Genomic DNA, 23,145 nt, shown 5'->3' with positions numbered 1-23,145 from the left:
GCTAATCTGGCTCTTGTTGGACATATGGCCAAGTTGGAATCAGCCCTCTTCCTCTCAGGCTAGAGTGTCAGCGCCATAGCATATCTGATTAGGCCCTACGTTCTGCTCTGTTATTCCAGCACATTATGCGAGAGCATGGTAGCCTGTGGCCTGTTTGCACACGATCAAATCGGAAGTCTGCGCATCAGCAAACTACCTAAGCTAAAATTCTTGCGGCGGTTAGAAAGGCGATGCAAGGGAATACCGCCTAGTTTAGGACACAGATAATTTGAATCGAGGGGTAGGCGCGAGGCATGACAGACGAGCAGAAGCGCAGGCTGGAAGCGGCACTGTGGGGGATTGCCAACGATCTGAGGGGCAAGATGGATGCGGACGAGTTCCGCGATTACATCTTGGGCTTTATCTTTTTTAAGTACCTGTCCGAACGAATGCACCTATACGCCAATGATGTCCTGTCAGCAGATGGGATTAAATTCATGGACATCCGCGAGGGCACCGAAGAAGGAGAAGAGCTACTCGACGCCATCCGTACTGAAGCCGTGGATGAGCTTGGCTATTTCCTGCGTCCATCAGAGCTATTCGCCACGATTGCCGCTCGGGCAATGCAGAAGGGCAACAACTTCATCCTCGATGATCTCACCCGAATTCTCGCAAACATCCAAAAATCCACAATGGGTGCCGAAAGCGAGGAAGACTTTGACCATCTATTCGAGGATCTAGACCTTGGCTCGACCAAGCTCGGCCGCTCCGTCAGTGACCGCAACGCCCTCGTCGCCAGAATTTTGGGCCGCCTAGACACGCTCGACTTCCGCTTGCACGAGGTTAACAGCGACGTGCTAGGCGATGCGTATGAATATCTAATCGGCAAATTCGCTAGCGGCGCGGGCAAAAAAGCTGGCGAGTTCTATACCCCTCAGCAGGTTTCGACCGTCCTCGCTCGCATCGTCACCACCGGCAAAGATCGCCTACAAACCGTTTATGACCCGACCTGCGGCTCGGGCTCTCTACTGCTGCGGGTCGCCCGTGAAGTGGGAATGAGGCAGGTTGGCGGCTTTTATGGGCAGGAACTCAATCGAACGACCTACAATCTCGCTCGCATGAATATGATTTTGCATGGCGTGCACTATCGTAAGTTCGATCTAAAACAAGAAGACACACTCGAACGGCCTCAGCATACGCATATGAAATTCGAGGCTGTCGTTGCTAACCCTCCCTTTTCGGCGAACTGGAGTGCGAATCCGCATTTCTCAACCGACGATCGTTTCAGCACCTATGGCCGCCTTGCACCCGCATCTAAGGCGGATTTCGCATTCGTACTGCATATGGTTCATCATCTGGCCGATAACGGCACAATGGCGGTGATCCTGCCTCACGGCGCACTATTTCGTGGAGGCTCGGAAGGCGAGATTCGCAGGATTCTAATTGCTGAACGCAACTATCTCGACGCAGTAATTGGCCTCCCCGCAAACATCTTTTATGGCACAGGCATTCCGACATGTGTGTTGGTTTTCAAGAAGTGCCGTGAGGACTCGGGCAATATCCTGTTTATTGACGCAAGTGCACATTTTGAAAAAGGAAAGAACCAGAACGTACTGCGTGACTCGGATGTTGATCAAATTGTCGAAACGTATCGCAGACGGGATGCGAAGGAACGATACAGTTATCTCGCACCGTTGAGTGAAATAGAAGAAAACGAATACAATCTCAATATCCCTCGTTATGTCGATATTTTCGAGGAGGAGCCGCCGATTGATCTTGGATCCGTCTCGAGCGAATTGCACGCATTAAAGGTAAGCACCGCCGAGATTGATTCTCGCATCGCATTGTTCTGTGCAGAACTCGGGCTGGAGACTCCGCTGTGACTAAGGTGAGCCCTAGAGGTCCAAGATTGCGCTTTCCGGAGTTCAGCCAAGGCTGGACTGAAAGGCGCGGCGGAGATGCATTCGGCCAAGGTCGAGCCCGGGGTGAGGAGGGGCTTCCACTCTATTCAGTGACGATCGACCGAGGCATGGTTCCCCGGGACAGTCTCGAACGAGAGATAAGCAGCGACGCAGAGGATGGCTCAAATCTTCGGGCCACTAAAAATGACCTAGTCTATAATATGATGCGCATGTGGCAGGGAGCCGTCGGGCGAGCGCCAGAGGATTGCATGGTCAGCCCTGCTTACGTCGTATTATCGCCAAAGCCGGGGATATCGCCGCAATTTTTTGAACAGTGGTTCAAGCGTGACCGCTCGTTGTACTTGCTCTGGGCATACTCGTATGGACTTACGAGCGACCGCCTGCGGTTATATTACCGGGATTTTGCGAAAATTCCAGTGAGCTTCCCAGCGCTCGCTGAACAACAGAAGATTGCCGATTTCCTTGCCCTCGTAGATGAACGCATCGATCTGCTGCACCGGCAACGCAGTGCATTTACGCGCTACAAGCGGGGCGCGATGCAGCGGATTTTCTCACGTGAAGTTCGGTTTACTCGCGCCGACGGCTCGGCATTTCCAGGTTGGACGCCATGCACGATCGGCGACATTTTCGACTGGGTCGGAACTAACAATCTGTCACGTGACATGCTGACCGACACAGGTGGTCAGGTTCAGAACATTCACTATGGCGATATTCATGCAGCATTCGCTGCACGGTTTAAGCAAAGCGAGGCAAAAGCGCCGTTCATAAAGCCCGAGGCAATGCCCCAACCGATGCGCGAAGATAATTATTGTCAACTCGGAGATGTCGTAATCGTCGATGCATCTGAGGACTACGCAGATATCGGCAAGGCCATCGAGATCTTGGAAGTTCGGCCGAAATCACTAGTCGCAGGTCTCCATACCTACATTGCACGTCCCAAGGTGGGGAAACTGGAAATTGGGTTTCCCGGATATCTTTTTCAGACATGGGGTCTGCGCAAGCAGATTATGCGCGTCGCACAAGGCATCTCGGTACTGGGGGTCTCGAAGTCAAACCTATCGAAGCTGATCATTGAACTCCCCCATCCAGACGAACAACGGAAAATTGCAGATTTTCTGAGCGCACTCGACGACAAGATTGCTGCAGTCTCTACGCAAATAAAATGTATGCGTGAGTTCAAGAAGGGCCTTCTGCAGCAGATGTATGTTTAGGACCAAACGATGCAGCGTGCGTCTAAGTTGATTAAAGCCAATCAGGGACAATTTCCCGATTGCGCTTACTACCTCCCTCTCTTCAGCAAGGCTCGGCGCAATATCTGCGACCATCCAGACATTTGTATCGAAACATGTAAATCGTTGATCGAGGGCATCTCCAAAACGATCATCCTTGGACTGGATAAGTCCGCAAAGCGCGAAGAGCTCGATAAAAAAGACGTCGAACCTCTGGTCAAATCTGCCGCAAAATTGCTCAAGGCAAATGACGATGTGATCGAGGAACATTTTGTGAATCGAGTCAGCGGCTTGGCTCATTCGCTGGGTGCATTGCGCAACGCTAGAGGGGACATCTCACATGGCAAAGCTGTTCCGAAGGTCGAGGATAGCACGAGCGATTTCGCTCGGCTCTGTCTCCAGATGACTGACGCGATCACGTTCTACATGCTTCAGTCGTTCTTTGCGCTTAGCGCACGCACGGACACGCTCGGACCCGAGACCCAACAATCGTCCGAAGATGAACTCCTCCCCAGTGGAATCCCTCTGGTCCATTACGACGACAATCCTGCATTTAATGACGATCTTGATCGGCGTTACCCGCTTGACGGCAAGCTGCTCTACAGCGACGCACTGTACCGACTCTATTATGAGGATTATGTGCTCGAGCTTGAGAGCTATCAGGACACCTTAGCCGAGAATGATAACACTAATGAGCAGGTCTATGGTAACGCAGACTGAAGCCCAACTCGAGGAAAGCTTGCTCGACCGATTGGTTAAGCTTGGCTGGGACCGCATCACGATCCAGAATGATGCAGAGTTGATTGCAAATCTCAAAATCCAGCTTGAGGCGCATAATAGGGTTGTCCTAACTGACGCCGAGTTCGAGAGGGTACTTAACCATCTCGATCGAGGTAATGTGTTCGAGCGAGCGAAGACGTTGCGCGATCGGTACGAACTTGCACGCGAAGATGGTAGCCGCCTCTACATCGAATTTTTGAACACCCATGAGTGGTGCCAGAACCGCTATCAGGTGACACATCAGATTACACAGGAGGGAAGCTACCGGAACCGCTACGATGTGACCTTGCTCGTTAATGGTCTGCCTCTCATCCAGATCGAACTGAAGAGGCGTGGGCTGGAGATAAAGGAAGCTTTTAATCAAGTTAACCGCTATCACCGGCACAGTTTTACTGCGGGGCGTGGCCTTTTTCAGTATATACAGCTCTTCGTAATATCGAATGGCGTTAACACCCGCTACTATGCTAATAACCGCAAGCAAAGCTTCAAACAAACTTTCACTTGGTCGCGGGAGGACAACAAGCCGCTAAACCAGCTAAGCGATTTTGCCGAGACATTCCTCGACAAATGCCACGTTTCCAAAATGATTGCTAAGTACACGGTGCTTCATGAGGGCGATCGGCAATTAATGGTCCTACGGCCCTATCAATTCTACGCAGTCGAAGCGATTATCGACCGCGTCAAGAACAGTATTAAGGGTGGTTATATCTGGCACACCACGGGATCGGGCAAGACGCTTACTAGCTTCAAAGCATCCCAAATTCTGACGGAGATGCCAGAAGTGGACAAGGTGGTGTTCGTAGTCGATCGCGCAGATTTGGATTACCAAACAACGCGCGAGTTCAATGCCTATAGCGATGGTAGCGTTGACGGTACAAACAACACACATAAGCTTGTCCGACAATTTACTGACAGCACACGGCTTATCGTCACAACGATCCAGAAGCTCAATGCTGCTATATCCCGATCGCACTTTCTTGAGCAAATGGCTCCGCTCGCAAATCGACGGATTGTATTCATCTTTGATGAATGCCACCGCTCCCAGTTCGGCGAGACCCACAAGCGTATCACTAGCTTCTTCACTAACTACCAGATGTTCGGATTCACTGGGACTCCGATCTTTGAGCTTAATGCCAACAAAAGCGAGGCAATCGCGCGGACAACCAGAGATTTGTTCGGTGATTGTCTTCACCGCTATGTCATCACTGACGCAATCCGTGACGAAAATGTTCTTAGATTCTCGATTGAATACTGGGGCAAGCTGCGTCGTCGCGACGGCAGCCTGATTGACGAGAAGGTCGCTGGTATCGATACTCGTGAGTTCTTTGAGAGCCCCGATCGAATAGAAGGCGTAGTAGATTGGATCATCTCAAACCATGCCCGAAAAACGCACAATCGCGATTTCACTGCAATCCTTGCGGTTGGAAGTGTCGATGCGCTGATTCAGTATTACGAATTCTTCCGTGCAAAAAAGGCGTTAGGTGTACATGATCTCCGAGTTGCGACCATCTTCACCTACGGCACCAATGAGGATGATAAGGACGCCAATGGCTTGATCAGCGAACCCGACTTCGAGATTGCTGCAGACACCCCCGCTAATCGTCATAGCCGGGAGAAGCTTGACAGCTTCATCTTGGATTATAACACAATGTATGGGACGGCTTTTACTACGAAGGACAGTCTGAGCTTCTACAACTACTATAAGGATATTGCAAAACGCATCAAGGAACGTGAGCGTGAAAATGCTAGCGAGAAGGACCGCGTCGATATCCTTCTCGTCGTCGCAATGTTCCTGACAGGCTTTGATGCGAAGAAGGTCAACACCCTTTATCTAGATAAGAACCTTAAGTATCACGGCCTGATCCAAGCCTATTCACGGACTAACCGCATTCTTAATGAGGTTAAATCGCAGGGAAATATCGTTTCTTTCCGCAACCTTAAATCTGCAACTGATGAGGCGCTTGCGCTCTTCGCCGACAAAGCAGCCAACGAAACAGTCCTAATCGATCCATACGACAGCTATGTCGAGCGGTTTAACGCCTGCGCCGCCGTTCTAATGGCGTTGACGCCCACCGTCGATAGTGTCGATGCACTTGAGGATGAGAACCAGCGACTGGCTTTCGTACGAGCCTTTCGCGAACTTGCGCGGATAAGGAATGTGTTGGGAGTTTTCGCCGAATTTGATTGGGCCGATCTTGCTATGGATAGTCAGATGTTTGACGATTTTAAGAGCAAGTATCTCGATATTCACGACCTGACCCGCAAGGCCACAGAGGAAGGGACAGTATCGATCATAAACGACGTGGATTTTGAGCTAGAGCTGATCCGCCATGACAAGGTGAATGTTGCCTACATCCTGCAACTCCTCCGCAACTTGACAGACGAGGAGCTAACGGAGAACCCAGATGCGGTAGCCAAGCAGAAGCGCGTAGCTGACATCCTCGACATAGTAACGTCGGAACCACAGCTCCGAAGTAAGCGCGAGTTGATCGAAAAGTTCATTCAACAGAATATGCCTCAGATTGGCGCAGGGGAAGATATTGAAACAAGCTTCAGGGCCTACTGGGAGCAAGAGCGCGATGCGGCAATTGCCAATCTTTGTGTGCAAGAACGACTAGATCGTGAGCGCTTCGACAGACTAATTGATCATTTCAATTTTACTGGGCATACGCCGCTCCGTGACGATGTCGTCAACGCACTTGTCGAGAGGCCAAAGATTCTTGAAAGACGAAAGATTGTAGACCGCATTATCGAGCGGATGACATCCCTCATCCACACCTTTGAGGACAATCTTGGGGAGGTTTGAGGGTACGGGAGGGCGATTCACCCTCACCGAGCCCAACCCTATGCGAATGAAAGGCCGTAGTTCTACTTTCGTGTCGCCCCTCACAACACCATCGTGCCACATCGGGGTATACCCTGTGGTAACGTCACTTCAGGCAGCAGATTTATTGTAACATCTGGGTTGACGCGACTATTTGTGACGCTGCTACGGTCGGGCTTAAACCCTGAGGTTACAGCATGGCCCGCATTGGTTACGCCCGCGTCAGCACTACCGACCAAGATCTCGATATCCAGCTTGCAAAGCTTAAAGCTGAGGGATGCCAAGTCATCCGTTCAGAAAAGGTGTCAGGCGCTAGCCGCAATGGCCGCTTCGAACTGGCGACGATCCTCGACTTCCTACGCCCCGGCGATGAGCTTGTGGTTACGCGCCTTGATCGGCTCGGCAGAGACACGCGCGATGTCCTCAACCTGATCCACGAGTGCGAGCAAAAGGAAGCTTTCGTCACCGTGCTCGACCCGCATGTTTCAACTCGAGGGGAGATGGGCCATATCGTGCTGACTGTGCTTGGCATGGTCGCTCAGATGGAGCGACGGTTTATCAAGGAACGGCAGCGCGACGGCATTGAGCAGGCGAAAGCCGAAGGTAGTTACAAAGGTGGCAAGCGACGGTTGGACCATGAAAAAGTCTTAGCCCTGCACGGTAAAGGCCATGGCCCGGCGGCTATCGCTAAAACTCTCGGCTGCTCCCGTATGCAGGTGTATCGCATACTGGGAAATGGGCAAAAAGCAGCCAATGTGACTGAGCCTAAGTGAGCAGGACGTCACTTTCCTTTGCCGGAAGCTCTAAGCTAAGAATCAAGCTCAGTGCTGTGGCGGAGGCTCCACTCGGTCGATTTCCATGCTGACTTTGACGGTCAGCACCCGCTGGTGGTGCTCGTTCCTGACCTCGACCGTGACCTCACGGGCGTCACCCTTCGGCAGGCAGTCCCGTCCGATCTCGGCTGCAGTAGTTGCCGCCTCGCGTTCGGTGGCCTCAAGGCTGTCGAACTCAAGGCCCTCTTCATCAAGGGTGAAGCTCGTCCCCTCGCGCACGTCAAAATAGAACCGAGGCACGAATTTTCCCTGAAAAAGCAAAGACGAATTGAGTTTTATTGCTTAAATCGAATGCTTCAAGGAGAAAATAACATAGGTTTATTGAATAAATTTATCTATGTGCTAGATATAAATCATTGTCAGCAACCGAACATAGGCGCTGATACCTGAGAGAGACGTGTGCTCCCGCCTGCTACAGGAGGAGTGTCACATGCACGCTTCTTTCCACTCCGCTTCTATTTCCTCGCGAGAGAATCCCCTCATCCGCAAGCTGGAGAGCATCTTCGCGCTCACCGATGACGAGCGGCAGGCGCTCGAAAACTTGCCAATGCAGCTTGCCGTCATCAAGGAGGATCAAGACATCGTGCGTGAGGGCGACCGGCCCTCCCGGTCATGCGTGATCCTGAGCGGCTTTACCGCGACTTACAAGATGACCGCAGGCGGCAAGCGCCAGATCGTGTCCTTCGGCATTGCCGGTGACATTCCCGATTTGCAGAGCCTGCACCTGAAGGTGTTGGACATCAGCATCGGCACGCTCACTCCATGCCGGGTGGGGTTCATCCCGCATGAGGCCCTGCGCGACCTTTGCACCCGCTATCCTCGCATCGCCGCAGCCTTCTGGCGCGAGACCCTGATCGATGGGGCCATCTTCCGGGAATGGGTGACTAATGTCGGACGCCGCGAAGCCTACAATCGTATGGCCCATGTCCTTTGCGAGTTGCTAGTGCGCCTGAGAGCCGTTGGTCTGGTGGAGGGCCATGCCTGTGAGCTTCCAATTACGCAGGGCGAGTTCGCAGATGCCATGGGCATTACGACAGTGCACGTTAACCGGGTTCTCCAGCAAATGCGGGCTGACGGTTTGATCGATTTGAAAGGCGACCGGTTGAACGTTCCTGACTGGGACAGGTTGAAGGAAGCAGGCGAGTTCGACCCGATCTACCTTCACCTGGAGGTTGATCAGGCCGCCGCATAAACTGCCTCGGTCGGCTGGATTGGCTCTATTCAGTCATCTTCCCTGATTTCCGCGCCTCCGAGCCACGCGAGAACGGCATCGAGCGTGGGGAACTTGTGCTCAGTTTTCGTGAAGGGCGCTGGCATTGTCTCGGGCGGGACGTCGTCCAGCAGCTCCGCTGTCCACGTCGCCGCTCTCGGGCCGTTCTTCACGACACCTCCAATGAGCTTACCATTGAGCATAAGATCGTAGCTTCCCGGCGCGAGCTTGTGCAGGCTGTAGGGCATCACGCCTTTCCTCGCTCAGCCGTGAGGCTAGCCATCGTAGTGCTCATGAGCGACGGCGGTCAGGCTGCCCTTGACGGGCTCATCAAGGCTTCGATCTGTTCGACCAGTACGTTCGGATAGACCGGCTTCGGGATAAAGGTCGCCGAGGGCGGGAGGTCACCCTCATCCGGGAATGCCTTGCCTGAAATGACGAGGACCCCAACCTCGGGCCAGCCCTGTGCGACCAGCCGTGCAAACTCGAAGCCGTCGAGGGAACCGGGCATATCAACGTCCGTCAGGACGGCGCTGACCTCGGGCCGTTCCTTCAAGATCTCAAACGCTTCATCGGCATCCTGAGCCTCAAGGACCCAGAATCCGGCCTCTCGCAGGATATCGACCTGCGTCAGCCGCACGAGCGGCTCGTCCTCGACGAGAAGGACGATAGGCTGGTTGAGAATAGGACCACGCGGTTTCATGGATGCGGGAACGGCAGGCAGAGGGACTTGGTTCCTTGGACCACCTCGGAACCCCTCCTAACCTTGGCCGTTAACAACGCATCTGGTGATCTGACAGGTGCCTGTGACTGAAATCGTCGAAATCCACTGGAATGCCCGCCCTTACCTGACCAGCCTACGGATTAAGGTGAAGGGCGGGTCGCTCGATCCACGCGCCGAGCGCCTATTCCAGCAGGTGCGTGAAGGCGCCGCCACCCTGTTCCCGGGCTGCGCGATCCTCGTGCGCATTGCGACCCGCGACAAAGATCCAAACGCGCGATTGCGCATCTCCCGCGATGGAGTGGAGCAGCACGACCTTGAAGCAATGGAGGCTTTGATCGAGCGTGTCGCTCAGCAAGTTGCCCTCAATGCGAGCGGAAACTAAGCGCAGTAACGCTTCGTTTTGTTTCTGCCCCCTGTCGGCTTCGTAGGCTTTGGGCAGCTTTCACAAGGTAGAACCCACCGCTGGTCATAGGAGAACATTCGTAAGTATCCATTCTTGTCTTGCGGAATAAATACTGATGACCAGTGGTCTTGGGCCACCTTGCTTGTTCAGCTCCCTCATAACTGCATCTCACGAACTTATTGCTTAGCTGAAACCCACGACTCTCTCATAGGTTGTTAACCTACGTTAATTTCGCCCCCGACTGATTGCTCGGGCATCGTAGACGAGTTTAGAAAGCCATCTGAGGCTGGATCATGCAATTTATTGCACGCGAGCTTTCAAATAAGACCGAGAGCAATTCTCTAAACCCGCAGTTCTGGGACGACATGCTGCGGGCGAGTATCGGGCGTGATCTGCGCTCCCGCTATCAGGATACTTTCGATCAGCCGTTGCCTCAGCGCCTGTCTGCTCTGCTGGAGCAACTTGAAAAGCGGCTGCACTCAATGGGGTCCTAGAATGCGATGGGAGCCAATGCAGACAGCCCCTCGCGACGGCACTCCTGTGCTTATCTTCACGCAGTGGAATGACCGTGTCATTGGACACTGGTCGCCGCACCGAGGGATTTGGATTGACGCTAGCCATGCGGTGGTTGTCGCGACCCGATGGATGCCATTACCTGAGCCTCCAGCAGAGATCTAGCTATGGCGCGACCCGCAAGGCTGCCGCGCGAACAAAGGATGCGCTCCGAACCACCATCGGCGAAGTGCTTGACAGCGTCCCGACCGAGGAGCGCCAGAGCCCTCTCAGCAACTGCGGCTATGAACTCATCCCGGAGCAGCTTGCTGCCATCCTGCGTCAGATCGAAATCTAGGAGAACCGACATGGAGCAGATGCAGTCTGAGCCCCGTGTGGCCTTGATCGTCGAAGATGATCCGGACGTTCGCGAACTCGCAGGCGCCCTGCTGGAGGAGACCAAGCTGGACGTGGTAGAGGTCGAGAGTGCCGATGCGGCTCTGGCCTACCTTCAGAACCATGGCGGTGAGGTAGCGATGATCTTCGCCGACATCCGCCTGCCGGGTCTGATGAACGGGGTTCAGTTGGCTAAGGCAGCCTACGCGCTCTGGCCAACGATCCGGATCGTGCTCACGTCGGGTGATCCCGGCGCTCTGTCTGACGACCTGCCGGACTACGTCACTTTCATGCCAAAGCCGTGGCGCGGCCTCGATGTGCTGGTCGAAGCGGAGAAAGCCGTGCACACCCGGCAGCCACCTGTGGCTTGAACATGCTCAGGGGCCAGCTTGTGCTCGTTGTCGCCGTCTTCTCGGGTGCTGCCCTCTACATCAACGTGGCCAAGCAGCCCGCCCGTCTGTGCGAGACGACCCCTGCTGACCCCGTGGAAGCCATCTTTCAAACGCGGATTAGCTATGCAGGCTCCGCTGGCAATCGAAGGCTTCCTGCTCGGCCTCGCAGCATGGTGGCAGACCGGACATGTCGGATGGATCCGTGGAGCGGAGGAAGCCCTCGGATGTCTTATTCCGCACTCCAGGTGGGTTCAGTTAAAAGGGATGGAGGCTAGCCGTGGCTGACGATCACTCCTCAGGTCGCAAACGACCTGCCAAAGACCCAGAAAAGCTCGTGACGTCAGCGGTCAATCAGGAACAGGAAGCCGCTGCGTTGGCGTCTAAGGCGGCTGAGCTGGAAGCGGATGGCAAACTGTTGGAGGCCAAGCTCTTGGCCCGCGCCTCGCGGCATCGTCGGGTCGAAAGCCTCAAGGTGCGAGCCGTCGCCGCTGCTACAAGGAAGGTGCCGTAGGATCAGGTCTCAACTAGAGCAAACGCATAACACGATCCTTTATGCGGCTCTTAAGCTGAGGGTGGCCGCTGGGTCCGTGGTCTAGCAGGCGCTTTGGATCCAGGCTTGTTTCGAGGGGTCGATTTTGCCCTAATCCGCATAGCCCGTCCCTCTGGCTGATCGATATCGAAAGCCCCTGTCCTCCGGACAAGATCACTGAGCTTCCTGTACCCATACGTGCGTGGGTCGAAGTCCGAGGCAATAGTTACGAGACGTTTTCCCACAGCGCCCAACGCCACCCAACCATCCTCGGTATCCATCTGGGCGATGGCCTTGTTCAAAATGGGAATGGCCGCAGTAGGGGGCTGAAGAGCCTTGGCGGATGAGCCTTCTTCGGGAGCAGCGGCCTGAACCTCAGGCAGCAGGTTTTCCGTATAAATGAATCGACGGCACGCCTGCCTGAAGCTTTCAGGGGTTTTCTGCTCCCCAAAACCATAGACATCGGCACCTTGCTCCCGGAGACGGGATGCAAGGCGCGTGAAGTCACTATCTGAGGAGACAAGGCAGAACCCATCAAGCCGACCACCATGCAAAAGGTCCATCGCGTCAATCACGAGGGCGATGTCAGATGCGTTCTTACCAGTCGTGTAAGCGAACTGCTGATAGGGGTCTATTGCGTACTTTTGGAGAATCTCCACCCACGACTTCAGGCGCTGCCCTGAAAAATCCCCGTAGATCCGCCGGACGCTTGCTTCGCCAAACTTGGCGATCTCCTCAAAAAGCCCGGCCGCAATGCGCGGAGAAGTATTGTCCGCATCAATGAGGACAGCAAATCGGCGGGGGCGCGTGTCTTCGGCCATGTTGTGCACCTCGACCGGGTGTATGCCCTCAGACGGGATTTAGGGCCATGAATAGGCTCAAACATGTTGAGGATGAGCAATCAATAGCCGCTTGAAATATTTGCTGTATTACCTGCAATCCTCTGTGGAAATATGGCCCTAGGGAGAAGGCGTCCATGACGCTCGACGGTTTTTTGACGTTTCTAGGATTGGCTGCCGCGATCTATGCGGTTGTTCCATCCGTTGCAAAGTTGCGGGCGAATCTTGGGCTGCGTCTCCAGTTGCTGGTGGCAATCTGCGCACTGATCCTCGTCCTCTATCTCGAGTTCTTCGATCTCGTCAGCCAGCCATGCCCTAAAGCCCTCGGTCGGGCCTGTGAATGGCTCTACTTTCCAGGCGACAAAAGCTTTACGCCTCCCCAACTCGCCTTTTTCGTTGTTCTGGCCTGGATGGGAGCCGCGTGGCTCATTCATCGCTATTCGCGGCCCGGTGCCAGCTTATTGCCCACGTTGTCTCGGCTCGTTGATGATCTTGTTTATGAACGCCGCTTCGCCGAGGTTTTGAAGCTGGTTGAGCCCTTTTTGCCGCTCATTGACCGGGCCATGCATAGAAGGCTGTTCTTCCAGCGCCTGCACTACCGGCTGTTGGATCTAGCGGGACTTAACGTCATCGATCCGAAACACTTTCTGAAGAGGCTCGAAGAGCCGAAGACAAAGAGTCCGCTAGCTGAGCGCATCATGTCTTTTGCAAAGCGGCGGCTTGGGGATATGGCCGTTCTTATTCCCTCTCAAGGAAAAGCGGAGGAAGCCGCACGGGAAATTGCTCGTGTGTTGCTGCGGTCCGTGGAGCTTAGGCGGTTCATCGTGCAGATGCGCCCTTATTCTGCCCTCTCTCTGTTGAAGCTCCGCTCCTTCGACAGGCACGACTTTGCAGCCGGCTACTTTCAGGGGTTGCTCGCCGACCCTGCCAGCATTCTCTACCATGAGCTTAGGCATAATCAGAGTGTGTCATACGGAGGGTGCTATTCTCTGCCCGAGTCAAATCGCTTGCTTCACTACCTATTCACAGACGCCAACACCGCTATTGATCTTTCTGTCTGGAAGCCGATTGGCGACTACGTTCTGGCGAATATGAGACCTGATCACCCGTCGAAATATTTTGTTCAACTTAATGGCCGGAGCGACAACTTTGATAATGAGCAGTGGCAAGATCCAACATTCGCAGGAATTTTCTTCTTCGACATTATGGTTAGGGCCGCCGCACACCAAGGCATCGAATACCATATGTGGCTCTTCTACTTACCTTTGATCGTCCGTGAACTCGAAGAGGGATATGATACGTCAAGCCCTCGGATCGATCTTTCCGACGAATTTCCCACACGTTCCGCTAGGCTGATTTATGAAGCTCTCAGGACAGTTCGTGACTGGGTCGAACTTGTCGAGCATTTGCCGGAGGAGTCCCCGAACCGAGTCATTCCGGATGCATACACAATGAGAGACGGTACGATCCCGGCGTCTGCTGCACTAGCTCTAGGGCAGTGTATGGCAACCATAGCCTTATCAAAAAGACTTAATGAGAAATTCGCACTCGAGATGCACGACGTCATCATAGGTGGAATTCGCAACCTTGGACGCGAAGGGGTTCAGGGTCAGATGCGATCATTCTTAGTTGCGTCAATCATCAATGGTGGCCGACACGGGCGAGACAGAGACTATGGCGCACGGCTTGCCACTCTCATAGCTATGTCTGACCCTGTGCTGCGGTATGAGATCGACGATTACGAAAAGGCACTTCGAGCGGTTTATCCCAAACTGCAATTTTAATGTGGTTCCGGTGGAGCGCCTGTCGTCCGATGATCCGGGTTTGAAGCTCAAGTTTCGTGTACCTGCCTTTACGAAACCCTGCTTTTGAAGCGTCGCAATGCGAATCCACCCTGCCGCACTCGACGATACTGGCCGTATCATGGCCTGCGGGAGCGACACGCAACGGTTCATCGGCGTCATTAGTACTCGTTTGCCAGCATAAGGGTCATTACCCGACAGGTTACATTCGGGTCGGTTGGATCGGGTGAAGCGTATTGCAGGTCAAGGTCGTAGTAGTCGATTTTGAACATGACCATATGCTCCTCGACCCGCACAGCCCCGAAGTCGTGCTCGCCATAAGGGTCGTTGTCAGGGCTGAAGGCATTGAAGCCTCTGACCGCCTGATCGATGCGCAGCACCATCTCGTTGCCTAAGGCAGCAATACCTCGGGTCATCACCACCCGCCCGCCAATGCGGTGTTTGCGTAGTTGGTCATTGAGGTCGCACACACGCGCAGCCGTCTGGCCGATTGAATGAGCCATGATGAGTATCCTGATTTTTGGCTGTTGAGGGTTAAATCGCTGCAAGCGGCTGTAAGGCTCACAGGGGCGCTTGGCACTGTGTCGGCTGGTAGGGTAGCCCCGGGCAGCGCAAAGGCCGCCCGCGAGCTTCATTTTGGGGCTGCGGCAGCCTCGAAAGGGGGTAGCAGGCTCAAGTGCCCACGCTTTCGCACAAAGGTCGGCAAGTCAGGCCAATCACGCCAGCGAAGTATAAACAGATCGTTTGGTTTGGCGTCTGTCACCACCGCCTCATACCAGCCATCCATATGGCCCTCGCTAGCCAAAACTACACTGCCAACCGTGATCGCGTCCCATGACGAAGGATTGGTCGTTGGTGTTGCCGTGTCTCCGGAACTGCTGACTTCAGCGTCTGGCATCGGCGCTTGGTTGAGGGCAGGTTGAATAGCCTCTGGTCCTTGGGCAGGGATTTCACCGCCCATCGCTTCAAGCTGTTCAATCAATAGGCGGTTGCAGAACGGCAGTAGCGCCTTCTGTGACGAGCTAAAGATTTTGCCAGTAGGCAATTTCCCGGGCAGCGCCTGTTGCTGATCTGCGGTTAGGCGCAGGATCTTCACGCCCATCAATGCGGCTGCTTTGAGGGCGAGCTCCGCATCAGCACTGCCAAAGCTGCCTGCGTGCCCTTTGCCGCGTTCATCTCTATGAAACAATACGAGCATTGATGGCCCAGGTTCACCAGCGACTGCGCTGGCCCCTGTTGGCTCGGGGTTTTGGCTCTCATTTCGCATGGGACTCTCCCCAAAAGAAAAGAGCCCCGGAAAGGGCTCTGTTGGGGAGACTGAAGGTGATAGTCGGCTTTCGTTGCGTGAGCCGCGCGGCCGACGGGCGCGGGTATGTATAACTTTGTTTCATTTATAGCCCTATAAGTTTCTACCACAGGCGCAGGGTCAAAGTCGCTGATTTTAGGCCAAAAGCTTGCCCAATTTGACCCCGGCCCTAAAAGTATATAGGATTAAAGTCTTATTGTCAAGCGCAGCTTAGTCAGGCACACCCCTGAGGCTAACTCTGTCACAATCGTCGAAAACCGGGCAGTATCGACAATCGCAACGGGCTTGATCGTTGATCCGGTTTCCGTTGCAGATGTTGTGGCCATCAGCAGCGCAAAATGCCCATATCGAGTGCTGAATGAAGCGCGGGCTCGCAGAAGGACGATCCATCCGCTGCGCCAAACCCTCGATGAGGCTAGCGCAGCCTGCCGCCGAATAGCAGGCTGGTCCGATCTCGTGTGCGCAACCGAAGCGGTGCAGGACGCCTGTTCGATGCAAAAACGAATGCACCAAAGAATCGACGGCGACAAAAATTTTCCCGGTATTTCGCCATCGTTCTCGGTTTGGATCCCCCGCCAGAAGCAGGTCGGCTAAGGCCATCGACCAGAGCTTGCGGCCAACCCCGTAGATGTTCTCAAGAGGAGAAAGCAGGGCCTCGCGGAGAACCGCCGCTCGATGCGGGTCCTCGGCTCCCGGGTCGGCCTGCTGTAGTCGATCATCGATCCAACCGACGAGGTCGCCTTCACAGATATCGCGGATAAAAAGGAATAGCGAATAAGCCGCCTGATTGAGCCGTCCATTTCGTAAGGGATGTTGCGGCAAGGGGCAGTCGTGAAGAAGGTGAGGCTCGGAGCAGGTCAACACTGATTTTTTGTAGCCGCACCCCGAGAGGTGCCAGTAGCTTTTGAGGCGATGACAGGCCGGATCATCCTTGAGCCTAACCCGAATTTCGGACCAACGCACACTTCCGTGCCTCTCGGCGTAGGAGAAGGCGACGGCATCGCTGATCCCTTGAAGCTGAAAGAGCGTGAGTAACCAGTCGAAGATAGGACCTGAATCGCGCCGAGCGACAGCGTCCTGAACACCGGCGCTTTCGAGATTGTTCGCGATGTCATCGAGAAACGTGATCGGGGCCAGAGCTAGGGCCGGTTGAACCACTCTTCTGAAATGAGCCCAGTGTTCGGTCCGATCTGAATGCACTGCACATACCGCTGCTGATAAAGGTTCAGCGTCGTAGCCCAGCCCACAATAGTCATGTCAAGCGAACTGCGTGGCAAGTCTAAGATCGATATAGTCGAACTCAGGTCTGCGAGGCAGACATGTCGGGTCCGTCTCAGGCCGAGCTAGAAGCAAGTGCTCGCGTAAATACCAATTGTGAATCGCAGCAAGCCGGTCGCGTTGGATGCGCCAACGAGGCTGGCCCTGCCTAATCCCTACCAGATGCGGATGCCGGAAACGGGGTCAGTATATGGACTGCTGTACCCAAATGAACCACCAGACCATAGCCCACTACCCCACACCCCCAACCAGCACATACCCATCGAACAACAAAGGTATGTCCAATGTATCACACAACCCACGTCATCAACGGCTATAGCCAAATGATAACAGATCGTCTCAACGCAGGATGGGATGGATACTTGCTGACGTTCATGTTTAAGCCGATTGGCGGATCACACCGCAACGTCAAACGGCAGATGGAACGAGAGCTGGAACGAGTGTACGGAAAGTCCCTCACTCGGATCATTAGGAAGCCTGCGTCACATGAGATTAATGAGCTTCCACTTTGGATCGCGTGCCCGGACTACCCTGTCCCCAAAGGAAGCTCGGAGAGGCAATCCCTGCGTGACGTAACGGTCAACGACGGTCGGCATATGCACGCGGATGTGGTGATCCCGCCTTGGTCTCGGATGAAAGAAGATCTTGCAACCCATTTCGACGAGAAGCAAAGCCACTATGTGACAGCGGACAGCGCCCTGTTTCGCATCGATGCTGTACCAATCACACATGACCCGAACTACGTGACCGGGTATGTCCTTAAGGCATTAAGGCGTGGCTGGGTCGGAGAAGCAGAAATTCTCGTTCTGCCCCGCTCGGCAACGGAGCTTCGGGACAAGGCGGCATAGATAGACCCATTTCTATATCTAGCGGATTAGCCGACCCCCGATAGGAGATCGGCTAATCACCACAATGGTCTGTCTAGCAGCTCAAGTTGACCTACTCGCCGAGCCACGCTCACAGCCGATACCAGCCGAGCAAACCAATACCCATACAATGCGATTTCGGGGCCGCTAGGGGGTTTATCGGCACTGAGGTAAGGCAAGCCCCCCGGTGCTGCCGAGCCCGGCCTGTCGCGGCTCGCCTGTTTCGTTCAGGCACACGGCCATATGGTCAGCTTTGATGTACTATCATCTCAGACCGTCCTCAGCGCACTTCTGGAAATAGGCCACGACCGCACTTCTCAGCCGGTCCAAGTCCTTCAGAACGTCATGCGCTTTCTCATCGAGGGGAGTCGAAGGCAGATCGTTCCCTCGTTCCATACTCTCAGAGCCCGTTTGAGAATTCACTTTAGGCCCAAGATCTCGTGGGTCGGTTCTGCTGGGAGCCCTTGCATGTTGCGGTTTCAGCCTATTATCAAACGGGCTCTCAGCAACAATTGAACTCCGGATCGGGCTTTGCTTCGCACCCAACTTAGTCGCCCGCTTGGTGTCTTGATCGCGCTTATGATCACTTGAAATTGTGTGATCTAACACCTTTTGGGCTCGTTTTCTTTTCGACTTCTTAACTGCCTTACGATACAGGGACTCAATGCCCCCGTTCTTACTAATAAGGCGCGAAATCCTTTCGGGCCTGACACCCTTGTCAAAGAATGCCTGCAAGCCACGAGCATAGATGTAGGCGCGGCTGTAGTTTTCATTCTGGCCATCGAAAAGCACGTATCGCATTGTCCATATGAGGACCTTGCTCCTTCCTTTCTTGCTGTTCGTAGGCCGTTGGCGTCGGCCCTTCCAATGATCATCTTTAGTGAATTTGCGCCAAGCCTCATCGTTGTGGAGAAACTGGAACGCGATGTCGTAGGTGTGCCCCAGCCATCGGCAAAACTTGCCTCGGAACCGCAGATCGATTTGCTGAATTTTCTGTCGGCATGAGACTGCAGCCGCGACCACCTCGTCCGCAGTTTGGGCGCGTTTCGCCCTCTCGGAAGCAAGGCCGAGTTGCTTGGATGTTCTGCGCTTATTGTTTGACATATTGAGTTCTCGAAAAGGCGAGCATTATCAGCGAATTCTTAGGTAACCCAAGAATTGGTCGGGTGGGCTCGCAGTTGTGGGATTTGCTATGAATGCGGCTTTGCCGCGTGATTGATTGGGGCGGGAGCGTTGCCTTAGAGCATGGACGCTCCCGCCTCATCTATGATCCTAGAAGCTACGATTGCGCCTGTTTCGGATCTAAGCTTTGGAGAAGCTTCCGTATGTCGGACTTCCGCCACGCTGCAATACGTGGACCAAGGCTCACGGGCGGTGGCGCTTTTCCTTGCTGAATCCAACTGTACCAAGTGGATCTTGATATCGGGAGAAGCCCTTTTGAGCCGATAATCGCATTCAGGCGGTAATATCCCTCGTCGCCGAGATCAGCCTCTGCTGGAGGTCTCGGGTGCCATGAGGGACTAGGAAGGTTGTTGATCATTTTGCTGTCTCTACCGTCCGTTATTGGACGACAAGAGACGTACCGATCCCTCCGGAGTAGCGAAATTCTGCAAAATGAAATTGCACTGTGCAATCAGCAAATGCACCTATGCAATTCAGATCTGCACACTTGCCTTATCGTCTATATTTTTCTCTGATTTTCTCAATCATTGCAGCGGGGAGGTTCGGCACTGGGATGGGACTTTGCTCCATCTTGGGCAAGTAAACTGCATTCGCTTGCACAACGTCCACGGTTGCTATCTCGGAGAGGATTACCTGATTGGCGAATTTTGCTCTGGCGATCCATTCGGGCAGCAGGTGGCCGTGCTCTTCCCAAGTTGCGACTCCTTCAAGGATACAGTCTAGAAGAGATCGATCCGGCATCACTTTGATTGATGACGCCGCGTACAAAAGGCAGATTTGCCCTTCATAGTAGTCTCGATGATTGATCAGGCTACGTCGGCGAAGGTGTATCTTTGGCTTTGGCTTTTCCGTATCGGTCTTCTTATCCTTCTGCGCTTCGGAAAGACTGTCGATGATCGTGAAGGCTGCATTAAAGCTTGGCGGGCGATGCTTCCCGGTGTGTTTAAGCTCAGCGATATGATAGTGAGTGATCTCCATGATCGTAATCACGGATCGTATTCCGCTCACCCGAGATTTAAGACTTTCTTCTAAAGAGCCAACAGAGGGAGAGCTGATGAGCCTACCGATCCCACCAATCGGGTAATAGATATCTTGGAAGAAGTCCGAGCCTATCCGGATTAGGCGAATATAGAAATCCACTAGCACTGGATACGCTTGCAACATCTTCGGGACGTTGCTTTCCTCGTCCTTGATAATTTTTAAAGTCTGGAGAGCCATACTATCTTGTACGATATCCTGACGCTGTGAGGTGACAACAACCCACGCGCAGAAACCGGCGAATAGGACCTCCTTATGACCATGATAGGATGGCTCCTTGGAAAGCAGAAGGTCTAGGACATGGCGTGCATCGAACCTATCCCATGCATATTCAGTAAAGCTTTCTGCTGAGGGATCGAGCTTCGTCGGGTTCTCCCTATTGAGCAAGCGGACAATTTCTTGCCAGCTTGAAATGACTTGGCCCTCGGCAGTCTTTTCTGTGCGACCCATTTCAGTATCCATGTTTTAAGACTGAACCTGCTTTGATGGATCTGTACAGAACATCATCCAAGCCGCCATCATCTCTCGGCGCTTTTCCATAAGGTCCCCTCGGCGGTAGGCAGCCTCGACCTTGTTCTCGATTGTATGCGCAAGAGCCATTTCCGCGACCTCCCGCGGGAAGTGGGTTGCCTCAGCCGCCCAGTCCCTAAAGGACGAGCGGAAGCCATGCGCTGTCACATTCAGCTTCATGCGGCGCAACATCATCAGGAAGACCATATTGGACAATGGTTTCTCAGGAGATCGACCGGGAAATACATAACTACTGTCCGTGCCCAGCACCTTCGCTCGTCTCAGGATCTCAACGCAACGGTCGCTTAAAGGGACGCGGTGAACGCGCCCGGCCTTCATCCGGTCGGCAGGAACGGTCCAAAGCGCCTGATCTAGGTCGAATTCGTCCCACCGGGCCTGAAGCACTTCGCTGGTTCGGGAGGCGGTCAGGATCAGGAACTCAAGGGCAAGCCGGGTGATCTCACCGGCATCGGACGCTTGAAGGTTCGTGATGAAGGCTGGAACTTGCCCATAGGGCATGGCCTCATGGTGACTGTCGCGGCCATTCTGCTTCGGAAGGCCCCTTTCGACGCCCTCGACTGGATTTTCGCCTGATCGGAAACCAGCAGCCTTGGCCCAATCCAACACAGCCTTGATCCGCTGGCGCACCCGCCGCGCCGTTTCCGGCTTTGTCAGCCAAATCGGGCTGAGGGCCTTAAGAACGTCGGGCGTGTGGACCTGATCGACCCGAGTTTCGCCCAAGTGGGGAAACACGTATTCCTTGAGGGTGTTGATCCACTGATCGACGTGCTTCTTGTTCTTCCAGCTTGCCTTGTGCTCGGCGTGGACCTGCTCGGCGGCTATGGTGAAGGTCGGTATCTCGCGCTTCTCCTTCCGCTTCTCGGCCAAAGGATCGCCGCCATCTCGGGCGAGTTTCCGATAGGACAGGGCTTTTTCACGAGCTTCACTAAGCGAAACGAGAGATGTGCCACCTAGTCCTATGTCCCGCCGTTTGCCGTGGACGACCACCCGCAGGAGCCACCGCTTAGCTCCCGAAGGATCGACAACAAGGTAGAGACCATTGCCATCAGCATAGCGCCCCGGCTTGTTGAGGTTGCGAACCTGCATGGCCGTAAGCGCCTTGTCAGGATGCTTGCCTGCCCCCTTCATGCCCTGTCCGCCTAACTCAAATGCCCCACATTTCAGCCCACATCATAAACAGGATGCAGTGGCATTTCAACAGACGAGCTTGGACAACCCAATCTCCTAAACACCTTGCTTTACTTAGGTTTTCTGGATGACCTCAGACTTGCTTGGATGCAGCCAAGGCGGACCCCCTCTCCGCCAATTGTTCAACTTTAACAATAACTTAGCTGCTTCGACTTCCGCTACTGAATTGAAGTGCGAGCTGCTGCTCCTTAGATAAACTGTGACGGCCTATCCCCATGGCTGGATAACGCTGCTTCTGCCGAGCAGGCTCTGAAGACATCAGCGAGCGTCTTGTCTCTGGTTGTGTGAGAGTGCTGTCAGCGCTGCTCAGCCTCCAGTCCGATCCTTCCGTTGACCAGCAATGTCACTGCGAGTAGTGTTCTCTATCCGTTCTCGATTGCAGGCTTGCGTCCGCTTTGGTCTGTAAACTGTAATGGTATTGCACGATTGTAGGTTATGACCACCCAATCATCCTCGCGCACGCTGTTCTTCTTCGAGAAGCCTTCGGCCATGCGCCAATTGCAGCGGTTCTTCAAATCACCGAGCACAGTCTGCGTCTCTGCCGAGGGCCATCTCTTGGCGGCCGAGGAGCCCGGCAATATTCGGGATGAATGGAAGTCTTGGCGCCTTGATACCCTGCCGATTGTGCTCGAGCGTATCCCAGTTACATATGGCACCAACCGCTCCGGCCAGTCGCACAAGCCAAAGATCGTGGCGATCAAGCAAGCTCTTCAGGGCGTGGAGCGCGTCATCATCGCCACCGACCCAGGCCGCGAGGGCTCGATGATTGCTTGGGAGGTGCTTGAGCATCTTGGCTATCGAGGTCAGGTAGATCGCCTCAAGCTGGGTGCTCTCGATGAAGTCTCAATCCGACGTGCCTTTGCGGCGATGGCCAGGGAGCCCGACTCGGGTGAGCGCGACTATGCCGCTTATCTTGAAGCCCTGTGCCGCCAATATGAGGACTACCACCTGGGGCTCAACGGCACGCGCGCCATCTCTTTAAGGCTCCGGCCGCCAGCTTTCAGACAGCCCTGGCGGTTCGGTGGCGTGCAGACTCCGACGCTCGCGATCCTGGCTGATCTCGAGAAGCGCATTCGTGACTTCGTCCCGCAAGATTATTTCAAGATAGCTCTAACCGCCATCACGGACGCTGGTGCCGAGGTCACTCTCTGGCACGCACCAAAGGACAAGATCCTCGACAAGCAGGTGGCCGAGACGATTCAGCAGGCAGCCGCTTCCTGGTCCGGTCCGCTTGGTGTCGAGCAGAAGGACGTGCGCCGGGCACCCCCTCGCCTATTCTCGAAAGACACTCTCGCCCGCCGCTGCGCCAAGCGCTTCGGCTGGGATCCTCAGCACACGGCCAAGCTGGCACAGGAGCTCTACGATCAGGGCTACCTGACCTATCCTCGCACTGAATCCGAGC

At 54.4% G+C, this 23,145-nt stretch carries 24 protein-coding genes; 14 read left to right on the top strand and 10 right to left on the bottom strand.

Going from position 1 to position 23,145, the window contains the following annotated elements; translation table 11 throughout:
* Positions 1 to 293 precede the first annotated feature (293 nt).
* The 5 genes from NF876_RS36280 (at position 294) to NF876_RS36260 (ending at position 7,507) form a co-directional block, all read left to right on the top strand.
* Complete coding sequence (locus NF876_RS36280) at positions 294 to 1,862, top strand: type I restriction-modification system subunit M (protein ID WP_210807241.1); 1,569 nt, start codon at positions 294 to 296, stop codon at positions 1,860 to 1,862.
* 146 nt (positions 1,863 to 2,008) lie between these two features.
* Positions 2,009 to 3,112, top strand: a complete 1,104-nt coding sequence (locus NF876_RS36275) for a restriction endonuclease subunit S (RefSeq protein WP_247654319.1) — start codon at positions 2,009 to 2,011, stop codon at positions 3,110 to 3,112.
* 9 nt (positions 3,113 to 3,121) lie between these two features.
* Positions 3,122 to 3,850, top strand: coding sequence for an abortive infection family protein (locus NF876_RS36270; protein ID WP_210807239.1), 729 nt, complete (start codon positions 3,122 to 3,124; stop codon positions 3,848 to 3,850).
* On the top strand, positions 3,834 to 6,716 hold the full coding sequence (locus NF876_RS36265) for a type I restriction endonuclease subunit R (RefSeq protein WP_210807238.1): 2,883 nt from the start codon (positions 3,834 to 3,836) through the stop codon (positions 6,714 to 6,716). The genes NF876_RS36270 and NF876_RS36265 overlap by 17 nt, the downstream gene beginning before the upstream one ends.
* Before the next feature lie 215 nt (positions 6,717 to 6,931).
* Positions 6,932 to 7,507, top strand: a complete 576-nt coding sequence (locus NF876_RS36260) for a recombinase family protein (protein WP_210807237.1) — start codon at positions 6,932 to 6,934, stop codon at positions 7,505 to 7,507.
* A 48-nt stretch (positions 7,508 to 7,555) separates the two neighbouring features.
* Here NF876_RS36260 and NF876_RS36255 read toward each other — a convergent pair whose 3' ends face one another.
* Complete coding sequence (locus NF876_RS36255) at positions 7,556 to 7,807, bottom strand: DUF6894 family protein (protein ID WP_210807236.1); 252 nt, start codon at positions 7,805 to 7,807, stop codon at positions 7,556 to 7,558.
* 190 nt (positions 7,808 to 7,997) lie between these two features.
* Here NF876_RS36255 and NF876_RS36250 point away from each other — a divergent pair, with 190 nt between their 5' ends.
* Positions 7,998 to 8,759, top strand: coding sequence for a Crp/Fnr family transcriptional regulator (locus NF876_RS36250; RefSeq protein ID WP_210807235.1), 762 nt, complete (start codon positions 7,998 to 8,000; stop codon positions 8,757 to 8,759).
* Between the two features lie 29 nt (positions 8,760 to 8,788).
* Here the strand turns inward: NF876_RS36250 and NF876_RS36245 are convergent, their stop codons facing one another.
* On the bottom strand, positions 8,789 to 9,025 hold the full coding sequence (locus tag NF876_RS36245; RefSeq protein ID WP_210807234.1) for a hypothetical protein: 237 nt from the start codon (positions 9,023 to 9,025) through the stop codon (positions 8,789 to 8,791).
* Between the two features lie 59 nt (positions 9,026 to 9,084).
* Positions 9,085 to 9,480 (bottom strand): response regulator, encoded by a 396-nt coding sequence (locus NF876_RS36240; RefSeq protein ID WP_009762891.1) that lies wholly within the window; start codon positions 9,478 to 9,480, stop codon positions 9,085 to 9,087.
* A gap of 97 nt (positions 9,481 to 9,577) precedes the next feature.
* Between NF876_RS36240 and NF876_RS36235 the strand changes: the two genes are divergently transcribed.
* The 5 genes from NF876_RS36235 to NF876_RS36215 all read left to right on the top strand — a co-directional run bounded on the left by NF876_RS36235 (position 9,578) and on the right by NF876_RS36215 (position 11,695).
* Positions 9,578 to 9,883 carry a hypothetical protein gene (locus NF876_RS36235; protein WP_262266081.1) on the top strand — a complete coding sequence of 102 codons (306 nt, stop codon included), beginning with the start codon at positions 9,578 to 9,580 and terminating at the stop codon, positions 9,881 to 9,883.
* 314 nt (positions 9,884 to 10,197) lie between these two features.
* On the top strand, positions 10,198 to 10,398 hold the full coding sequence (locus tag NF876_RS36230) for a NepR family anti-sigma factor (RefSeq protein ID WP_210807230.1): 201 nt from the start codon (positions 10,198 to 10,200) through the stop codon (positions 10,396 to 10,398).
* A gap of 125 nt (positions 10,399 to 10,523) precedes the next feature.
* On the top strand, positions 10,524 to 10,754 hold the full coding sequence (locus tag NF876_RS36225) for a hypothetical protein (RefSeq protein WP_210807228.1): 231 nt from the start codon (positions 10,524 to 10,526) through the stop codon (positions 10,752 to 10,754).
* Between the two features lie 10 nt (positions 10,755 to 10,764).
* Positions 10,765 to 11,163 (top strand): response regulator, encoded by a 399-nt coding sequence (locus tag NF876_RS36220; RefSeq protein WP_210807226.1) that lies wholly within the window; start codon positions 10,765 to 10,767, stop codon positions 11,161 to 11,163.
* Positions 11,164 to 11,461: 298 nt separating this feature from the next.
* The gene (locus NF876_RS36215) at positions 11,462 to 11,695 is read left to right on the top strand and encodes a hypothetical protein (RefSeq protein WP_210807224.1); all 234 of its coding nucleotides are present in this window, start codon (positions 11,462 to 11,464) and stop codon (positions 11,693 to 11,695) included.
* Between the two features lie 50 nt (positions 11,696 to 11,745).
* Here NF876_RS36215 and NF876_RS36210 read toward each other — a convergent pair whose 3' ends face one another.
* Entirely contained in the window at positions 11,746 to 12,534 is a 789-nt protein-coding gene (locus tag NF876_RS36210; RefSeq protein ID WP_210807222.1) for an NYN domain-containing protein, read from the bottom strand.
* Positions 12,535 to 12,689: 155 nt separating this feature from the next.
* Here NF876_RS36210 and NF876_RS36205 point away from each other — a divergent pair, with 155 nt between their 5' ends.
* Positions 12,690 to 14,336, top strand: coding sequence for a hypothetical protein (locus NF876_RS36205; RefSeq protein WP_210807220.1), 1,647 nt, complete (start codon positions 12,690 to 12,692; stop codon positions 14,334 to 14,336).
* A 179-nt stretch (positions 14,337 to 14,515) separates the two neighbouring features.
* Here the strand turns inward: NF876_RS36205 and NF876_RS36200 are convergent, their stop codons facing one another.
* From NF876_RS36200 to NF876_RS36190, 3 genes are all read right to left on the bottom strand, one after another.
* A complete protein-coding gene (locus NF876_RS36200; protein WP_210807218.1) occupies positions 14,516 to 14,857 on the bottom strand; it encodes a DUF3768 domain-containing protein in 342 nt (113 codons plus the stop codon).
* Positions 14,858 to 14,985: 128 nt separating this feature from the next.
* The gene (locus NF876_RS36195; protein ID WP_210807216.1) at positions 14,986 to 15,621 is read right to left on the bottom strand and encodes a hypothetical protein; all 636 of its coding nucleotides are present in this window, start codon (positions 15,619 to 15,621) and stop codon (positions 14,986 to 14,988) included.
* 249 nt (positions 15,622 to 15,870) lie between these two features.
* On the bottom strand, positions 15,871 to 16,818 hold the full coding sequence (locus NF876_RS36190) for a hypothetical protein (protein ID WP_262266082.1): 948 nt from the start codon (positions 16,816 to 16,818) through the stop codon (positions 15,871 to 15,873).
* 404 nt (positions 16,819 to 17,222) lie between these two features.
* Between NF876_RS36190 and NF876_RS36185 the strand changes: the two genes are divergently transcribed.
* Positions 17,223 to 17,786 (top strand): hypothetical protein, encoded by a 564-nt coding sequence (locus NF876_RS36185; protein ID WP_262266083.1) that lies wholly within the window; start codon positions 17,223 to 17,225, stop codon positions 17,784 to 17,786.
* 1,297 nt (positions 17,787 to 19,083) lie between these two features.
* On the opposite strand, the gene NF876_RS36180 is transcribed toward NF876_RS36185, so the two are convergent.
* From NF876_RS36180 to NF876_RS36170, 3 genes are all read right to left on the bottom strand, one after another.
* The gene (locus NF876_RS36180; RefSeq protein ID WP_210807210.1) at positions 19,084 to 19,344 is read right to left on the bottom strand and encodes a helix-turn-helix transcriptional regulator; all 261 of its coding nucleotides are present in this window, start codon (positions 19,342 to 19,344) and stop codon (positions 19,084 to 19,086) included.
* A gap of 134 nt (positions 19,345 to 19,478) precedes the next feature.
* Positions 19,479 to 20,474 (bottom strand): hypothetical protein, encoded by a 996-nt coding sequence (locus NF876_RS36175; RefSeq protein WP_210807208.1) that lies wholly within the window; start codon positions 20,472 to 20,474, stop codon positions 19,479 to 19,481.
* 15 nt (positions 20,475 to 20,489) lie between these two features.
* Positions 20,490 to 21,683: a tyrosine-type recombinase/integrase gene (locus tag NF876_RS36170; RefSeq protein ID WP_247654317.1), complete on the bottom strand. Its 1,194-nt coding sequence runs from the start codon at positions 21,681 to 21,683 to the stop codon at positions 20,490 to 20,492.
* Positions 21,684 to 22,178: 495 nt separating this feature from the next.
* On the opposite strand from NF876_RS36170, the gene NF876_RS36165 reads away from it, so the two are divergent.
* The coding region (locus NF876_RS36165; RefSeq protein ID WP_262272879.1) for a DNA topoisomerase at positions 22,179 to 23,145 on the top strand (967 nt) is incomplete at its 3' end.

It is taken from the genome of Microvirga yunnanensis (genome assembly GCF_025460875.1).
Note: the sequence above shows the minus strand (reverse complement) of the source record. Positions and strands in the feature narration are given on the sequence as shown.

What these genes read in the sequence shown, in the direction of transcription:
- NF876_RS36280 (WP_210807241.1), top strand. Translation starts at nt 294, where the DNA reads ATGACAGACGAGCAGAAGCGCAGGCTGGAAGCGGCACTGTGGGGGATT.
- NF876_RS36275 (WP_247654319.1), top strand. Translation starts at nt 2,009, where the DNA reads ATGGTTCCCCGGGACAGTCTCGAACGAGAGATAAGCAGCGACGCAGAG.
- NF876_RS36270 (WP_210807239.1), top strand. Translation starts at nt 3,122, where the DNA reads ATGCAGCGTGCGTCTAAGTTGATTAAAGCCAATCAGGGACAATTTCCC.
- NF876_RS36265 (WP_210807238.1), top strand. Translation starts at nt 3,834, where the DNA reads ATGGTAACGCAGACTGAAGCCCAACTCGAGGAAAGCTTGCTCGACCGA.
- NF876_RS36260 (WP_210807237.1), top strand. Translation starts at nt 6,932, where the DNA reads ATGGCCCGCATTGGTTACGCCCGCGTCAGCACTACCGACCAAGATCTC.
- NF876_RS36250 (WP_210807235.1), top strand. Translation starts at nt 7,998, where the DNA reads ATGCACGCTTCTTTCCACTCCGCTTCTATTTCCTCGCGAGAGAATCCC.
- NF876_RS36245 (WP_210807234.1), bottom strand. Translation starts at nt 9,025, where the DNA reads ATGCCCTACAGCCTGCACAAGCTCGCGCCGGGAAGCTACGATCTTATG.
- NF876_RS36240 (WP_009762891.1), bottom strand. Translation starts at nt 9,480, where the DNA reads ATGAAACCGCGTGGTCCTATTCTCAACCAGCCTATCGTCCTTCTCGTC.
- NF876_RS36230 (WP_210807230.1), top strand. Translation starts at nt 10,198, where the DNA reads ATGCAATTTATTGCACGCGAGCTTTCAAATAAGACCGAGAGCAATTCT.
- NF876_RS36225 (WP_210807228.1), top strand. Translation starts at nt 10,524, where the DNA reads ATGCGGTGGTTGTCGCGACCCGATGGATGCCATTACCTGAGCCTCCAG.
- NF876_RS36220 (WP_210807226.1), top strand. Translation starts at nt 10,765, where the DNA reads ATGGAGCAGATGCAGTCTGAGCCCCGTGTGGCCTTGATCGTCGAAGAT.
- NF876_RS36210 (WP_210807222.1), bottom strand. Translation starts at nt 12,534, where the DNA reads ATGGCCGAAGACACGCGCCCCCGCCGATTTGCTGTCCTCATTGATGCG.
- NF876_RS36205 (WP_210807220.1), top strand. Translation starts at nt 12,690, where the DNA reads ATGACGCTCGACGGTTTTTTGACGTTTCTAGGATTGGCTGCCGCGATC.
- NF876_RS36200 (WP_210807218.1), bottom strand. Translation starts at nt 14,857, where the DNA reads ATGGCTCATTCAATCGGCCAGACGGCTGCGCGTGTGTGCGACCTCAAT.
- NF876_RS36195 (WP_210807216.1), bottom strand. Translation starts at nt 15,621, where the DNA reads ATGCGAAATGAGAGCCAAAACCCCGAGCCAACAGGGGCCAGCGCAGTC.
- NF876_RS36185 (WP_262266083.1), top strand. Translation starts at nt 17,223, where the DNA reads ATGTATCACACAACCCACGTCATCAACGGCTATAGCCAAATGATAACA.
- NF876_RS36180 (WP_210807210.1), bottom strand. Translation starts at nt 19,344, where the DNA reads ATGATCAACAACCTTCCTAGTCCCTCATGGCACCCGAGACCTCCAGCA.
- NF876_RS36175 (WP_210807208.1), bottom strand. Translation starts at nt 20,474, where the DNA reads ATGGGTCGCACAGAAAAGACTGCCGAGGGCCAAGTCATTTCAAGCTGG.
- NF876_RS36170 (WP_247654317.1), bottom strand. Translation starts at nt 21,683, where the DNA reads ATGAAGGGGGCAGGCAAGCATCCTGACAAGGCGCTTACGGCCATGCAG.